General features: G+C 35.1%; 17 protein-coding genes and 1 tRNA gene. 9 read left to right on the top strand and 9 right to left on the bottom strand.

Annotated features, from left to right (window positions below; translation table 11 throughout):
* Positions 1-65 precede the first annotated feature (65 nt).
* The gene (locus Spiro2_RS08760) at positions 66-479 is read left to right on the top strand and encodes a LexA family protein (RefSeq protein ID WP_338635375.1); all 414 of its coding nucleotides are present in this window, start codon (positions 66-68) and stop codon (positions 477-479) included.
* A 10-nt stretch (positions 480-489) separates the two neighbouring features.
* Complete coding sequence (locus Spiro2_RS08755; protein ID WP_338635374.1) at positions 490-1,743, top strand: Y-family DNA polymerase; 1,254 nt, start codon at positions 490-492, stop codon at positions 1,741-1,743.
* A gap of 20 nt (positions 1,744-1,763) precedes the next feature.
* On the opposite strand, the gene ftsY is transcribed toward Spiro2_RS08755, so the two are convergent.
* Genes ftsY through Spiro2_RS08735 form a run of 4 tightly spaced genes read right to left on the bottom strand, consistent with a single transcriptional unit; the run spans position 1,764 to position 5,144 of the window.
* Positions 1,764-2,996 (bottom strand): signal recognition particle-docking protein FtsY, encoded by a 1,233-nt coding sequence (ftsY, locus tag Spiro2_RS08750; RefSeq protein ID WP_338635373.1) that lies wholly within the window; start codon positions 2,994-2,996, stop codon positions 1,764-1,766.
* A 45-nt stretch (positions 2,997-3,041) separates the two neighbouring features.
* Positions 3,042-3,701 carry a hypothetical protein gene (locus Spiro2_RS08745; RefSeq protein WP_338635372.1) on the bottom strand — a complete coding sequence of 220 codons (660 nt, stop codon included), beginning with the start codon at positions 3,699-3,701 and terminating at the stop codon, positions 3,042-3,044.
* 1 nt (position 3,702) lies between these two features.
* Complete coding sequence (locus Spiro2_RS08740) at positions 3,703-3,852, bottom strand: hypothetical protein (protein ID WP_338635370.1); 150 nt, start codon at positions 3,850-3,852, stop codon at positions 3,703-3,705.
* Complete coding sequence (locus tag Spiro2_RS08735; protein WP_338635368.1) at positions 3,849-5,144, bottom strand: DUF1573 domain-containing protein; 1,296 nt, start codon at positions 5,142-5,144, stop codon at positions 3,849-3,851. Before Spiro2_RS08735 ends, Spiro2_RS08740 begins: the two co-directional genes overlap by 4 nt.
* Positions 5,145-5,210: 66 nt before the next feature.
* Between Spiro2_RS08735 and Spiro2_RS08730 the strand changes: the two genes are divergently transcribed.
* The 3 genes from Spiro2_RS08730 to Spiro2_RS08720 are packed head-to-tail and all read left to right on the top strand — an operon-like array spanning position 5,211 to position 8,181.
* Entirely contained in the window at positions 5,211-6,179 is a 969-nt protein-coding gene (locus Spiro2_RS08730; RefSeq protein ID WP_338635366.1) for a hypothetical protein, read from the top strand.
* Positions 6,143-6,904 carry a nitrilase-related carbon-nitrogen hydrolase gene (locus tag Spiro2_RS08725; RefSeq protein ID WP_338635365.1) on the top strand — a complete coding sequence of 254 codons (762 nt, stop codon included), beginning with the start codon at positions 6,143-6,145 and terminating at the stop codon, positions 6,902-6,904. Before Spiro2_RS08730 ends, Spiro2_RS08725 begins: the two co-directional genes overlap by 37 nt.
* A complete protein-coding gene (locus Spiro2_RS08720) occupies positions 6,901-8,181 on the top strand; it encodes an AAA family ATPase (RefSeq protein ID WP_338635364.1) in 1,281 nt (426 codons plus the stop codon). The genes Spiro2_RS08725 and Spiro2_RS08720 overlap by 4 nt, the downstream gene beginning before the upstream one ends.
* 6 nt (positions 8,182-8,187) lie before the next feature.
* On the opposite strand, the gene Spiro2_RS08715 is transcribed toward Spiro2_RS08720, so the two are convergent.
* From Spiro2_RS08715 to Spiro2_RS08695, 5 genes are all read right to left on the bottom strand, one after another.
* Positions 8,188-9,012, bottom strand: coding sequence for a hypothetical protein (locus Spiro2_RS08715; RefSeq protein ID WP_338635363.1), 825 nt, complete (start codon positions 9,010-9,012; stop codon positions 8,188-8,190).
* 112 nt (positions 9,013-9,124) lie between these two features.
* Entirely contained in the window at positions 9,125-9,571 is a 447-nt protein-coding gene (rplI, locus tag Spiro2_RS08710; RefSeq protein ID WP_338635362.1) for a 50S ribosomal protein L9, read from the bottom strand.
* A gap of 60 nt (positions 9,572-9,631) precedes the next feature.
* Positions 9,632-10,999 carry a hypothetical protein gene (locus Spiro2_RS08705; RefSeq protein ID WP_338635361.1) on the bottom strand — a complete coding sequence of 456 codons (1,368 nt, stop codon included), beginning with the start codon at positions 10,997-10,999 and terminating at the stop codon, positions 9,632-9,634.
* Between the two features lie 88 nt (positions 11,000-11,087).
* Entirely contained in the window at positions 11,088-11,507 is a 420-nt protein-coding gene (gene rpsF, locus Spiro2_RS08700; RefSeq protein WP_338635359.1) for a 30S ribosomal protein S6, read from the bottom strand.
* Between the two features lie 286 nt (positions 11,508-11,793).
* Positions 11,794-11,868 (bottom strand) — tRNA-Pro (locus tag Spiro2_RS08695).
* 113 nt (positions 11,869-11,981) lie between these two features.
* On the opposite strand from Spiro2_RS08695, the gene Spiro2_RS08690 reads away from it, so the two are divergent.
* From Spiro2_RS08690 to Spiro2_RS08675, 4 genes are all read left to right on the top strand, one after another.
* Positions 11,982-12,323, top strand: a complete 342-nt coding sequence (locus Spiro2_RS08690; RefSeq protein WP_338635357.1) for a YrrC family ATP-dependent DNA helicase — start codon at positions 11,982-11,984, stop codon at positions 12,321-12,323.
* 7 nt (positions 12,324-12,330) lie between these two features.
* Positions 12,331-14,325 (top strand): AAA family ATPase, encoded by a 1,995-nt coding sequence (locus Spiro2_RS08685; RefSeq protein ID WP_338635355.1) that lies wholly within the window; start codon positions 12,331-12,333, stop codon positions 14,323-14,325.
* A 208-nt stretch (positions 14,326-14,533) separates the two neighbouring features.
* On the top strand, positions 14,534-14,827 hold the full coding sequence (locus Spiro2_RS08680) for a SemiSWEET family sugar transporter (protein ID WP_338635354.1): 294 nt from the start codon (positions 14,534-14,536) through the stop codon (positions 14,825-14,827).
* A 48-nt stretch (positions 14,828-14,875) separates the two neighbouring features.
* Complete coding sequence (locus Spiro2_RS08675; protein WP_338635353.1) at positions 14,876-16,093, top strand: SDR family NAD(P)-dependent oxidoreductase; 1,218 nt, start codon at positions 14,876-14,878, stop codon at positions 16,091-16,093.
* Positions 16,094-16,128 lie beyond the last annotated feature (35 nt).

Below are 16,128 nucleotides of genomic sequence, written 5' to 3'. Positions count from 1 at the left end.
ATTTTTAATGTTTGACTTGATCTTAAAATTAAACCATATATATGTACGGTTGTTTTGGAGGGTCTATGTTTTTTGTTCCAAATTTAAACTCGAAGCGTTATATTCCATTTGTTTTTAGTTCAGTTTGTGCTGGTTTTCCTTCTCCTGCAACCGATTATATCGAGAAATCCATTGATTTAAACGAATACGTTGTAAAACATCCTGCTGCGACATTTTATGTTCGCTCTTCGGGAGATTCTATGATAGGGGCAGGTATTCACAACGGAGATATTCTTGTTGTTGATAGATCTTTAAAGGCTACAAATGGTAAAATTGTTGTTGCAGTTGTTGATGGAGAGTTTACGGTAAAACGATTTTTTACAAAAAATCAAAATATTATTCTTGCAGCAGAAAATGAATTGTATCGCAATATTCATATTAATAACAGTATGAACTTTGAAATTTGGGGTGTGGTGACCACAGTCATCAAATCAGTGTAGCATAAATATTATGATAGCATTAGTGGATGGAAATAATTTTTATGTGTCATGTGAAAGGGTATTTAACCCTAAGTTACGCAATGTTCCTGTTGTTGTCTTAAGCAATAATGATGGGGCAGTTGTGAGTCGCAGCAATGAAGCCAAAGAACTTGGTATCAAAATGGGACAGCCTTTTTTTCAAATTAAGCATTTAATTACTAAGTATAATGTCAAATATTTTTCTTCAAACTATGCTCTCTATGGTGATATGTCTTCAAGAATTATGAAAATTCTTGAGCAATTTTCTCCTGAGGTAGAAATTTACTCTATAGACGAGGCTTTTTTAAAAGTTTCGCATGTTTCGAAGGAAGATTTACATGAATACGGTTGGAAAATAAAAAATACTATTTATCAATACACAGGAATACCTTGTAGTGTAGGAATTTCTTCTACAAAAACATTAGCTAAAATTGCAAACAGACTTTCTAAAAAATCACACAAAGCAAATGGTGTTCTTGCATTATATCAAAATAATCATATTGACGCAGCATTAGAACGAGTAGAAATTGGTGATATTTGGGGTATTGGTAGACAATACGCAAAAAAACTACAAGAATTGGGAATTCATTTTGCAAATGATTTTATAAAACAAGACGATCTTTTAATAAAAAAATATTTTACAATTAATGGCTTGAATATTGCTCGAGAATTAAAAGGCATTTCTTGTATTGATTTTCAATTGTTTTATGAGCCTAAAAAAAGTATTATTGTGTCAAGAAGTTTTGCTAAATTGCTCACAAGCTTTGAAGATATTTATACGGCTCTTGCCAACCATATTGGCATTGCATGCAGAAAGCTTAGGCTTGAAAATCTTGAAGCGCAGTATCTGTCTGTGTATTTAAGTACGCATTATCATAAAGCAGATTTTTATAGCGACACAATCAACATACGATTGCCTTACTATTCAAATTTTACACCTGATTTTTTAAAATATGGGCAAATTGGGCTTAAAAAAATTTTTAAAGAACAAAAAAAATATAAAAAATGTGGGGTAGTGGTTTTTGATCTAAAAGGCAAAAATATGCTTCCATCTAACTTATTTGATTTTAGAAATTTACACAAAGAAAGTGAGTTGCTTTCTGTGATTGATAAAGTGAACAACTTGTGTGGAGCGTCAACAATAAATTTTGGCGATATGTTTTTAAATGAGGAATGGAAGCCTCGCAAAGGAAACGTCACACAAAAATTCACAACAAGCATAAAAGAATTATTAATTTGTAAGTAATTAAATTTTTAAATAATTTTTTAAGATTTGTCAGAATCAAACAACGCATTCACAAAGTCGTGGGCTTCAAACGGTTCTAGATCTTCAACAGATTCTCCAACTCCTAAATAACGAATTGGTACGCCAAGCTCAGCAGCAATAGCAATGGCAATGCCTCCTTTGGCAGTGCCATCTAATTTCGTTAATACAAGACCTGTAATTTGAATCACTTCTTTAAAAATACGCGCTTGTTGCAGGGCGTTTTGGCCGGTTGTTGCATCGAGAACGAGCAAAACTTCATGAGGCGCATCGGGATTTTCTTTAGAAATCACTCGCGCAATTTTTGCCAATTCTTGCATAAGATCCTGACGATTTTGTAAGCGTCCAGCAGTATCAATTAAACAAATGCTTGCTGAGTTATCTGTTGCGCGTTTTATTGTTTCAAAAGCAACCGAAGCAGGATCGGAGCCTTCTTTTAAACGAATCATCTCTGCATGCGAACGATTCGCCCAAATGGCAAGCTGTTCTACAGCAGCAGCACGAAACGTATCTGCAGCGCCAATAACCACCTTTTGTCCACGCAAATGTGCTTTATAAGCAAGTTTGCCTGTTGTGGTTGTTTTCCCTACGCCATTCACTCCAACCATGAGCACCACATGAGGAATCTTTTTATTGGCAAGGCTTTGAAGTGGTGATTCGAGAGTTCCTTTAGGATTGTTTTTTGTGTTTGATAAGATTTTAAAAATTTCTTCGCGCAACACATTTTTAAAAACTTGAGAGTCTGAATAATCAGAAGCGCCTAAGCGACTTTTTACCCGATCTACGAGTAATTCAGAAGTTCGCACACCCACATCGGCTTGTACCAAAAGTTCAAATAAAAGTTCTAATGCTTCTGCTCTAGCAGCTTTATCATCTTTAGAAAGAAAAAACTCATCGAGATTTTGAATAATTTGATGGTGAGTTTTTCTTAAGCCCCCTTTTAATCGTTGAAACCATGAGTGCACTTCAAAGGATTTTTTATCTGACACTTCTTTTGCAACGTCAGCTGGTACAGAGAGTTTCTTTTTTGGAGATTGTTGTTTATCAAAATAATCATTCGATTTTTGGTTTGTAAGTTCTATTAAGGAATTGCGAATAGAGTCTTTTACAGGCAAAGACTCTTGCTTAGCTTTACCTTTACGGCACTTAATTAAAGTAAAAACGTTTAAAGCAAGTAGTGCTAAAATTGTAATTCCAGAATAAATAATAAGAGGATTATTTAAGAGATCATCCATTTGATCAATTCCTTAGAATAAGAATATTTTGTTAATAACGGCAAACTACAACCATTTATGATTTTGAATAATAGATTTTACAACCCCAATAAATCGAGAGTTTTCGTCTGTTACTGGTTCAGTAGCGAGATCTAAAATAATTTTCTTTGCTGTGGCATTAAAAAGAGCATGTTCTTCTAAGCACTCTAATGCAGCCATACGCACATTGTCATCAGATGCAGACAAAAATTGTGTTACTTTATCAACAATTGTATCTCTATGCACCTTTGCTTCTTTTAATGCTAAAAGAATTTCTTCGTTTCTTTCTAACGAAGTTTCATCAAATACTGATATTTGTGATGATAAATTATTTAATAATAAGTCTACATATTCTTCTGCAGAAAAAATTTTTTCTGCTATTTTAATTGGCCAAGAAATTTTACGTTGTTTTGATAAAACTTCAATTAAAAATGGTTTGGCCTTATCAGAAAATTTAACAATAATGTTTAAGCATTGTTCTTTTTCTTTACTGTCTTGCAATCCAGAATCTACCGCAATTTCAAATCTTTTGAGTAACTGCGGTACAGCAAACTCTGCTTGAAGATTTTGTAAGGATTCGATTGCTTCAAGCCTTTGTTCCTTAGTTGTCATAATTTTTTTTAAAACATCACCATATTTATCATATGATTTAGGTTGCGAAGAAAAAATTTTTTGAAAAAATCCCACTTTATGACCCCTTGCATTTTGATTTAAACGCAAAACAAACAAGCGTTAAACCAAACAAAAAAAAGAAAATACCAGCGCAAATTCCAAATTGAATAAAATCTGAAGAGATTTGTGCTGCATGATAAATTTTTACAGTAGTATGACTTGTCATGGATCTGCCCTTAATACACCAAAGAATGGTACCGAAATTTCTTTGTAGTCGGGATCATTCGTTTTGACAATAAAAAAGCCTGAAACATTCAGACCATTGGCTTTTTGCATGCTTGCATAGGCTTGATTGAGTTTTTTAGGATAAAATAGTTTAAAAGAAACTAAAAAAGAAGTTATTGTGCTATCAGAAATTGCTTCAGAATGAACCGATTTCTCTCTTTTTACTTCAAAAAAATCTGTATCTTTAACGCTTTGTAGTTCGGGTAATTTTTTAAGATCGACTTTAACGCCTGTGACTAAAAAGTTTTTATTTTTAGATTTAAAAGAGATCACGCGTTCTGCAGATCGAGTGCTATTCACAACGCCAAACTCAACATATTTAGCAGACACTTGAACATGCCCAACAGATTCTCCAACAACAGGAATTTCATAGTTTTTATAATATGTTGAATTATTCCAAACCCTAATTTTGGCATTAATTGAGCCTATGGGGAGTTGTTTTTCATCAAATTGCACTAAAATTTGTGGTGGTTGTGCAAGAACAGTTGGAACAAGCTTGACTTTTAAATAAGGAACGTTCGATTCGACTGCAAGTATTTTTAAACTTTCGTTGTTAGATAAAATACTGTCTTTGAAAGAATCAGCAATTTTTGAATTGGCAATTTCGGATTGAATATAACTTACAGATTCTGCTTGATTGTTAAGTTTTTTTGCTCTTTCAAAAAAATTCATGTTAATTGTAAAAGTTTTGTTTGTATCTCCATGAATTTTTCCTACATACAAGAGGGCAGGACTAGCGCTAATTTCTTGTAAAACATTTGCGCTTATTGTTAATGTCACAGTTGGTGAAGAGGAACCCATATTGGTTTCAAGAGTGATGGTTCTTATTATTGCTCCAGAAAAATCTTGCGAATTAAATTCTACGTTAACGACTCCTCTTTCTCCTGGTTTGAATATATTTTTAATCGTTTTTTTGTCTTCGGCATAAATTTTTGTATTCATACACCCGCAAGCAGCATGAATATTGCTGAATACTAATGTACCATTTCCTGTATTGATAAACTTATATTGGTGAATTAAACGTTGCCCACGATAGATGTCTCCAAAATCATAGCGGGTTGAGTCAAATTCAACTCTTGGAATTTGTCCTTGTAAATTAATTTCAGTCGATGAATTTGCAAATAGATTTGGAAAAATATGAAATATATTTATAAAAATAAAAAATCTAAACAATATTATTTTGTGAATACCCGATAAACGCATATTGTCATCTCCAAATGTACATGATATCATGCGACCCGCAGTTGGTATAAACTTTTTTATTGCTTAAGTCCAAACCTTATAGGTCATGATACATAAATGCTAACTTTAAAATCAAGAATTCTTAAGTACCTTGCTCTTTTTCTCAGTGCCGTAATGGTATCAATGGGCTTTCCTGGTTACCAATTTCCTACACTTAATATTGGTTTTATTCTTCCATTTGCTTTAATCCCATTATTTATTGTGATTGAAACGCTTCCTAAGTTTTATACAATAACCTCTAATTTAAAACCTCACTCTATTGCATTTAGTGCTAGGAAAAGGGCTTTACACGCATTTTTTGCGTTTTGGTTTTTTGGTTTTATAGTTCAATTATTTGCTTTTTTTTGGATCTCTAGTCCAATTATTTATTTTAGTACAATAAAACCAATCGTTGCATATCCTCTTTATGTTTTTATTTGTTTATTAACCTCACTTTATTTTCCGTTTATTTTTTCGCCATTAATTGTACAAACTTGGTTGAGTACTCGGCATCATAATAAAAAAATACCTCTGGTACTTATTGCAATGAGTATTGTTTTTCTCGAAATGATAGCTCCACGGTTTTTTACATGGACTTTTGGAAGCTTAATGAGTTCAGAGCAATATGTGATTCAATTATCAAGTATTTTTGGTTTTCATGCGATTTCATTTTTTATATTTTTTACAAATCTAGCACTAGCGAAAGCAATTATAAATTTTTTAAAAAATAGACTATTATTTTTATTAACCATAGGTTCGCATTTAGTTATTTGGTTTTTTATCATTGTGTTTGGTTACTATAAAGTTAGAAAATTTGATCATTCTTTACAAAATTTACCGACAACTCGCATTGCTTACGTCCAACCAAACTTTACATTTAGTTCGGTTGCGTCATTACAGCTTCCAACTGAAGAGGCACACAGTCAGAGTTTGTCTTATCTTATTCGTTTAAGCTATGAGGCTATTGATAAAGCGATTAAAGCAGATGGTAGAAAGCCCGATCTTCTTGTGTGGCCCAAAGCGCAACACAAAGTTATTTTACCTTAGATTATGATGAAATTAATGCAACGAAAAAGCTTGCAACTGCTACTCATGTACCAATTTTAGTGCAAGCAACTAAATGGGATAAACAAGACTTAAGATTAAAAAGTCTTGAAGATGTAAAAGTATGGTCAGCTTCTTTTTTAATTAGACCTGATGGTTCGCTGAGCAAGGAATATGAAAAATGGATTCCAATGCCGTTTGGAGAAAATTTACCTTTAGAAAATTTTTTTCCATCTCTTGGTATTGCTTATCGTAAAATTTTTACCAATGCGAGTAAGCTCGAGGTTGGGAAAAGTTATGATGCATTAGGTTATAGTGAAAAACATTATGTTGCACCGTTGATTTGTTTTGATTCAATCTACGCTGAGCTGCCACGCTTGCAAGCAGCAAAAGGAAAGGCTTCGATTTTTGTTAATCAAGCAAATTTTATTTGGATGGTAGATAGCAATGCTGGGCTTGAGTTTAGTGTGCTCAATCAGTTTCGTGCGATTGAAAATTCGCGAAGCCTAATAATGGTGACAAATTCGGGTCCAACCATGGCATTCGATCCTTTAGGCAGAGTTATTTTACCGTCTACGCAAATATTAACGCAAAGTACTGGTTTTGTAGATGTTCCCATTTCTGAAGAAGCAACATTGTATTCGATTTTTTCTGATTGGCCGCTTAGAATTCTTGGTGGCATTGCTTTAATATGGTCATTTTTAATAATACGAAATAAATCAACATGATTTTTAATAAAGATTCCACAACACAACATTTATTACCCGAAAAAATTCGTCCCTCACTTCAACAGTTACACCTACTCGGTTCTGCAAAAAAAATATGGGAAAGAGATTTTAAACATTGGCTTCAGGGGAAACCTTTTCATGTGATCCTCTGGGGACCTCCTGGTTGTGGAAAAACAACATTGGCAAAACTTTTAGGAGAAGCAAGTCATCTACCGTTTATCATGCTTTCTGCGGTGCGCGATGGTGTGAAAGAAATTCGCGCTGCGATTGCAAACCATAATAAGCCACCTCTTGTATTTATTGACGAAATTCATAGGCTCAATCGAACGCAACAAGATGCTTTGCTTCCCATACTCGAATTCACTGAAGCTTGGATTATTGGAGCAACAACGGAGCCACCAAATACTGAACTGAGTGCTCCAATATTAAGCCGGATGCGTTGTATTTATGTGTCTGCGCTAAACGAAACAGAAATTTTGGAAGGGTTATTTTTAGGACTGACTTACCTTGCTGACAATGCGCAACATGTTGTAAGCGAAAGAAATCCTGAATTTATCGATCATTTAAAAAATAATGTGATTCATAAAATTGCAAAAATGAGCGGCGGAGATTTGCGATTTGCCTTAAACCTTCTTGAAAATATTTTTTACTGTACAAATGCAGAAGAAGAACAAGAGATTTTTAATAATTCATTAAAATTCTTTTCAGCTAAAAATCACTACGACTTTGTAAGCGCAATGATAAAAAGTATGCGAGGCAGCGACCCTGATGCGGCATTATTTTACGCCATTGCAGCTCTTGATAAAGGAGAAGATCCTTTATTTATTTTAAGGCGCTGTATTATTTTTGCGAGCGAAGATGTTGGCAATGCCGATCCTCAAGCGCTGACTCTAGCGACAAGTGCTTATAAAGCGGTAGAATGTGTTGGTATGCCAGAAGGCAGAATTCCGCTGGCACAATGTGTTACGTATTTAGCCAGCACATTTAAAAGCAATAAAGCTTATGCTGCTATTGAGGTTGTGCGTAAATGGCGTTTGCAAGCAGAAGAAAAGGGATTGTCGATTGAGCCCCCTACAAAATTAACAATCAAGGGGAGTCAACACTATCAATATCCTCACAATTATGAAAATAGTTTTGTTTTAACCGAATATTTGCCTCAAGCTATATTTAATTTTAAACAAAAAGAAAAACAGCCTGCTTATTTGCCATCGCAATTTGGAGTTGAACTGCGCCTAAAACAAAGATTATCAGAGCTGTGGGATAAAAAAAATTATTAATATTTTTTAAGCTGCAGAGCTATTATTGGTATTTTGAGCTTTATCGTTATGATTGAGAAACTCTGTTGCTTTTCCTCTGGGGACATAGCTAACAGTATCAATATAACTTAAAATTAATCGAACAAAATGCCTGCGAGCTCTAATTACGCTACTGTTTCTTGATATATCAAAATTGACTAGAGCTTCTCTTGTATTTTTTGAATATATAATTAAATGCAGATAATCAGTATTTAAATTTGTATCATATTCTATTACAACAGAACCCATTTCTTCCCATGTATAGATCACTTTTTTTAAACCATAAAAAACATGAATTCCAGTTAAGCCAACTAATATTTTTTTTATTCCTCGAATGTTTATCATTATTAATATAAACCAAGGTAAAACAACGAGTGAAAAAAATGACAGCAATAAACCAGGAGATATTGATTTCGTTGCATTTGTTTCATCAAAGTAAGTCGGGCTTGTGAGCAAAAATAACACACATCCCATTAAACCCACTAAAGAGATAAACATTTGCAGAGGAGAAAATTGAAAGTACCATCTGCCTTCTGGGGTTAAACGACTATAAATTAAAGACTCGCGATCTTCTTCTATACGTTTGTCGAGCTCAAAAAAAGGTTCTTCTTCAGAGGGTGAAGAGAGTTTGCCAAGTTGATGCAACAGACTCAAGGATTCATCAAATCGCCCCCATGAATCTAGGATAAACGATTTCATTTTTAAGGCTTCCGTATTTTTAGGGGATAGCGATAAAAGATTTTCGATAATCTCCATAGCGCCTGCGGAATCACCTTGTTCTAATAATATTCTGGCTTCTTTTAAATGTTTCATAATGAGTGCATTCGGAACATAGAACAGGAAACTTAAATCCTTGCAAAAATATGGCAAAAAAAAAGCAGACACAAGGTCTGCTTTTAAGGTCAAGTAATCAAAATTAAAAATATTAATTTTGGGCAACAACCCAAATATTAAATTGAGCAGTCACTTCTGGATGAAGCTTTACCGCACCTTTGTAAACGCCTACAAGCTTAATTTCATCTAAGATTGTAATCATACGGCGATCGATTTCGTGGCCAGCTGCACGGAATGCGTCAGCAAGCTCTTGAGTTGTGACTGTACCAAAAATTTTATCTTCTTCACCAACTGGTTTTTGAATTGTTAATGATAAAGAACTGATTTTTGCAGCAAGTTCGTTTGCAATGCCAAGATCTTTTTGTTTTTTTGTAGCAGCTTGTCTGCGTTGGTGATCCAACAGCTTTTTATTTCTTTCGTCTGCTAAGACTGCTAATTCACGAGGAAAAAGAAAGTTTCTTGCAAATCCAGATTTTACCTTTACTAGGTCGCCAATTTGGCCTAGGTTTGGTACATTTGCTTGTAAAAGCACGAGCATATATTTACCCTCTTCAGTAATACAATAAAGTTTAATTTAATAGACAGTTGAGAATAAAACTTAAGTTTTTCTTCCTCGCCAGTCATACACATAATCTAACAATCCAACTGCACCAAATAGCGCTATCACGGTATATGGGCCAAAGGATGATTTTGCTCCTAAAAATAAAATAAGCATCAATAGTGCGAAAATCACCAATGTGCGCATTCTTTTATAAATAGTGAACATGCCTTGAAGAGCTACGATATTTACCACAATAAATGATAAAACACTCGCAACCGCAAGAAGCACAGCAACAGGCCCTTCCTTTAAAAAAGGAGAAAGCGCTTCAAAACTGCCATATCGAAAGCCAATGTAACCTATAAACCCTACAGACATTAAGACGATAGGAAGCGGAATACTAAACTCTCTTAATCCCCAAACTGGCTTCCCTGCAAACTGAAAGCTATAGCCTTGCCAGTAAATCACATTTTTAGGTTTTAGCGGGCGCCAAACCGATGATAAAAAACTAGCAAGCATGCCATCTGCAGAAGGGGTTTCAACACTTTTACCATGTTGAGTGATTGTAAAGGGAGTTTCTAATCTCTCTGCTTGAACCATAGGCATTGCCGTTAAAGACGCTTTCAATGATTCTGAAAAATCAGATGACCTGCGGCGGATATATTTAATAATTGCTCTCAGGCGTTCTATTTGTTCAAAACCAAAGTCAACAAAAACAATATTAGCAAATGAAATTAATAATAAAAAGAGAAAAGATGATGCACCCATTCCAAATACAAGAAACCCTGCTCTTTGCCAGACAGACAAGTCAAGAAATTCTTTAACTTTTTCTAGTTCTGGAGATGTGCTCAACTGTTCTAAGAACTCTTTAAAACCAATATTGGCACCAGGAGATGTGAATGCAGCCCCACCTGTTTGTACCGCCTCTTGTTGAGCTTCATCAAGAGCTTTATAGGGAGGAGATACAGCAGCAACTGTGCTTTGTAATTCTGCAAATTTTTCCTCAAAGACTGCGCGATTTGGCATTGATACAAGAGACGTGCCAATTAAAATTGCTGCAGGAATACAAAGAATAAAAGCAGAAAAAGACCAATGCCATTTCTTTTCACGGATTGCAATTGCAGCCATAAAAAAAGGAATGGAAACTGTAACCATAAGCCCAGTTGTGCCAAGTAATGAGCTATTAAAGATAATGCCCAGCATAATAAATGCGGCAGAAACAATTGACATTGAAAGAAGCGCAAACCTCTTGCCAAGCACTGCTGCAATTTGCGAAACACTAAAAATAGCTAGCGGAATCAACATGACAATAAAACTAACTGCAACAAATAAAGCCGAAAGAAACAAGGCTGGCGTAATTTTTTTAGCAGAAGCTTCATTTTCTTTGGTTGGAGTCGAATCCTGAGAGTTGTTTAATTTATGAGCCATGGTAGCCTCAGCGTCGCATTTGTAGTCTGGGAAGAAAAAACTACGCTTGTCCCTTTTTTGTGCGAAGCGAGGGACAAGAGATTAATTTTTACTCGTCGTCACGTCCTCTGCGTGCGCCAAGAGACTCGGATTCTGCTTTTTCACGAGCTGCTTCTGCTGCTCTTTGCGCAGCTGCTTCAGCTTGTTTTTGCAGCTCAACACGGCGTGCATCGACGTTAACGTTATCTGCAAGTTTAATAACCATAGAACGAAGTACGTTTTCTTCGAGCTTTAAAATGCGTTCAAGTTCGTGAATATTTGTTTGTGCTGTTGCAACATCATAAACAAAATAGTTACCACGAGTTTGTTTTCTAATTGGATATGCAAGACGGCGAACGCCCCAAGTGTCTTTTTTTACAATTTGGCCGCCATCTGTACCAATAATGGCTTCCCATTTAGAAACCATTTTAGAAAGTTCAGGTTCAGGCAAATCAGCCTTAGCAATGATCATTGCTTCGTATTCACGCATAGATTTTCTCCTTATGGATCGTGCAACTAAAACTTGAGCCCCAAATATGAGGAGCAAGGAGTTTGTTCAAGGTAAATCCCCTAACTTTATTTCCTACTTTTTTCAAGTCTAATTTTAAAATAAGGTTAACTTTAAGTTTTCTTGCGTTGCATTAAGAGCAATTTAAAATCACATTGTTGCAAAATAAAAAGCGCGGCTTTTAAAATCAAAGAGTTTTATGAGAGTGTAATAAAAAATTTAATTAAAACTTGCTGGTAGACCCGAGATAAATTTAAAAGGAAAGAAATGGTCGGGGATGCGGGATTCGAACTCGCGACCCTCTGCTCCCAAGACAGATGCGCTACCACTGCGCTAACCCCCGACTTAGTGAAACGATACTTGCCACATAAAAAATTTAAGTGCAAGCTCAGAATCTGATTTTTTTTTAAAGTTTCAGGGGTTTTTTATTTATTTAACAAATTTAAGGGGTTGTTTGTGTCTCAGGAGATAGTTGGCGTTCTCTCAACGATTCGCTACAAATCAGATAGAGGAGATTTCCTTGTTGCTGAGTTTATTGATACCCAATCAGCCAAGCGTTTTAGAGCATCGGGAAAAATTATGTTGTCTCCTAAGGCCGATGCAAAGCAACGTTATCGATTAATTGGGCATTGGGAGACGACCCCTAAGTATGGTGAAACTTTTGTCACGGTCTATGCCGAGGCTTCGCGTCCAACAGAAGTGGCAGGTATAGCTCCTTACCTTTCTAATAATGTTAAAGGAATTGGACAAGTCACTGCCGAAAAACTTGTGACTCAGCTTCAACTCACTGATCTCTGATTCTTTAGTGACTCTGTGTCGTGATAACAATGAGAAAATTTTTGAATTTTTTGGAGAAAAAAGACGTAAAATTGCTGAAAATATTATTGCGGTCATGGTCAATGACGAAATTTATAGAAATATTATGATATTTTTGCATGAACATAATATTCCGCCAAATTTTGCTAAGAGAATATATGAAAAGTATGGTTCCGCCTCTCTAACCAATTTACTTGAAAACCCGTATCGCTTGATTGCAGATTTTAGGCGCGTTGGTTTTTTTCGCGCCGATGCGATTGCTCAAAAATTAGGTTTGCCAAATACCTCGCCGTTTCGTATGGAAGCCGCGTTTGTGTATGCACTCGAAGTTGCGCAAGACGATGGGCACTGCTGCTTACCACGAGACGCCCTCATTGAGAAGGCGCGCGATCTTTTGGGGGCAAAATGGGATCCCACATTTTCTCAAGAATTTGTACTCGATCAATTGCGCACTATTTTTAAAAAAAATAGAGATCATAAAACAGAAAGTTTTGTAATTCGCGACACATCTCTTTTTACGTTACAATCCTCTTCTCAAAAATCGTCTTTTGATATTTTGTTTTATTTACCAGAAGTGTTGCGTTTAGAAGATGAGGTTGCTGGTTACATCTGTGGGCTTTTACAAAAGGGCAGTGCAGTTGAATTTATAGAAAAGCAGTATTTAGAACAGATTGCTTTGGGACATAAAAGTTATGCAGACTTATTTCCTACACTCCCTTGGCAAAAGCTATCTGAGGAGCAACGTCATGCTGTTGAGATGAGTTTAAATTCTCGCGTGATGATCCTAACTGGAGGGCCTGGGTGCGGAAAAACTTTTGTTCTTAGAGCAATCTATGAAATTCAAAAAGCATTAAATCGTAAGGTTGCGCTGTGTGCGCCCACAGGATTGGCTGCCAAGCGTATGACCTCATCGATAGGCGAGCAAGCCTATACCTTGCATAAATTGCTTGGTTTAGGAAGAAAAAGCCGTGCTGATGAGGCAGCGCAAGTGATTGAAGAACTCGAAGGCAGTACAAGTGCGTTAGAGAATGTTAATGTTGTTATTGTTGATGAGAGTTCAATGCTCAGCTTAGATTTGTTACATTCTTTGCTTTCTGTATTAGGTCCAAATCGTCGATTGATTTTAGTGGGAGATGTGGATCAGTTACCAAGTATTGGAGCAGGAAATTGTTTGCGTGATTTCATTCAGTCTGGTGTTGTGCCGATTGCACGGCTGACTAAGATTTTTAGGCAAAGCTCAGAAAGCCCAATTCCAATCGCAGCGCGCGAAATTATGATAGGAAATAAGCCAGAATATAGTTTTGTCAGCAGAAGTTCTGTTTTTCCAAAGGCAGAACCTTTTGCATTTATTCCATGCACACAAGACACTTTTTTTGAGTTACTGCTTAGGTTTATCAGTGATACTGTGCCACATATTTACAATCTTGATCCGTTAAAAAATATCCAAATTCTTGTGCCTATGAGAAAAAGCATTGTCGGACAAGAAAATATTAATAAAATTATCCAAAATCATTTAAATCCTTCTACTCCTGACAAAATGGAATGTACGTTACCTTTTAATGGTATCTTAAGAGAAGGAGATAAAGTGATTCAAACAAAAAATAATTATGAACTTGATGTTTTTAATGGTGATTTGGGGTATTGTAAAAGTATTAGTAAAACTAAAGAAAAAACAGAAGTTATTGTTGAATTTTCTGATAAAGAAGTTGTGTATAAGGACGAACAAATTGATGATCTGCAACTTTGTTATGCCATGACAGTTCACAAATCACAAGGGTCTGAGTTTCCTTTGTGTATTATACCAATGTTTGGTGTTTATTTTACTATGCTAGATCGAAACTTACTTTATACTGCAATCACAAGAGCAAGTAAGTATGTTATTATTTTTGGCGAAGAATGGGCAGTAAAAAAAGCAATAGGCAGTCAAAATACGATTAAAAGATATACTTTTTTAGATAAACTTCTCACTAATTTTGTTAAGTAATTAATCCCCTTGTTTTTTAAAATGTAAAATAAAAATTTTTATTTTTAAATTAGTACAGTAACACACCCCTTTTTTATTTACCAAAATCCTTTTTGAGAGTATTATTAAAATACTTAGAAAAGAAAAACTCAGCAATGAGAAAGATATTTAATTTCTTACTTTTCTTGAGTAAAGCACAAGAAAAGTAATTTTTCAAACGGAGGTTTCAATGGATGAGTATTTACCGAGCGTGATTGGTTATCTGGCAGCTTTTTTAACAACGTTTTCTTTTTTGCCGCAAGCAATTAAAACAATAAAGACCCGATGTACCAAAGGGATATCAACTTTAATGTACACGTTATTTACTATTGGGATCTTTTTTTGGCTTGTCTATGGTGTGTTAGTGGAAGATAAAATTATCATAGCAGCCAATGTTATTACTTTTATTTTTGCATGTATTATTTTATTTATTTCTTTTTATAATTTAAAAAAAGAAAATAATCAGTGTAATAAAAGTAGTTAAATTTAGTTTTAGAGATTGCTAGATAAAAATAGCAAGGAGAATAGTAAAATGAAAATTAAATCAACTTGGTCAGCGTTGCCTTATCCTAGAAATTGGGAATTTACCGGTCATTGTGACGAAGGGCAAGATACCCTCATAGCAGGTAAAAATGACGACAAAGTTGTTAAAGGTGGGCCAAATCCAAAAGAATTATTATTACAAAGTATGACAACATGTACTGGAATAGATGTCGTCAGTATTTTACAAAAAATGCGCCAGCCACTTGAATTTTTTGAAGTCGAATGCGATGCGCGTATGTCTGAACATCATCCGATTGTGTTTACTCATTGTAATTTAAATTATTATGTAAAAGGAAAAGATCTCAGTGTTGAGCGTGTAGCACTTGCTGTTAAGTTAAGCTTTACAGAATACTGTGGTGTTTCAACTATGATCAAGCGCTCTGGATGCCATGTTGAACCAAAATTATTTGTGAATGATCAAGAAGTGAGTATTTGGGATCCTGAAGATGCCCTGCATGAAAAATTAACAAAATGGCTTGCAGATGTTGCAAGCCAAGCGCCTCGAGGGGTTGCTTTGGTTGTGGGAAGTTCTCGAGGGATTGGACTTTCTTTATCAAAACAATTGATTAAGCAAGGGTATGCCGTAATTGCCACTGCGCGTGGCAAAGGTACGTTTGAAGAAAAAGAAATTTTTGGTTCACTTACTCTCGATGTTACTAAAATAAATTCGATTCAGTTTATAAAACAACTGTTTGAGAAATTAAATTTAAAGATAAATCTTTATGTGCATAATGCAGGAGTTTTATCCACAGTGCATGAGCTGAGCGAAAGCTACGCCTTGTCACTTGGCGCAAATGAAATTCAGCATGTGTTTAATACAAATTTAATTGGTTTAGTAGAATTTAATAATGCAATATTGCCTTTTATGGCGCCGCACTCAGTTATTGCTATGGTTTCGAGTATTATGGGGCACTCTTCTTATACCGATTATTCTTATGCTGCTTATCGCCTTTCTAAACGTTCTGTCATGCATTATGCGCAACTTGCAGCTTTGCAATGTCGTGCAGAAAATAAAGACATAGCAATTATAAGTTTGCATCCAGGTAGTGTAAAAACAGATATGAACATTAATGGAAAAATAACTGCAGAACAATCTGCTAAAAATATAGGTGAGTTATTATCTAAAGAAAATTCTCAATTAGTAAAAGAAAATTCCGGCGGCTTTTGTAATTATAATGAAAATTTAAGTAAATGGGAATTTGTGTAAAACGTTACGATATATTTTTCGAATATTACTCAATT

Source organism: Spirobacillus cienkowskii, from assembly GCF_037081835.1.
Classification (GTDB): Bacteria; Bdellovibrionota_B; Oligoflexia; order Silvanigrellales; family Silvanigrellaceae; genus Silvanigrella; species Silvanigrella cienkowskii.
The sequence above is the reverse complement of the archived record's forward strand: the minus strand, read 5'-3'. Positions and strand labels throughout refer to the sequence as shown.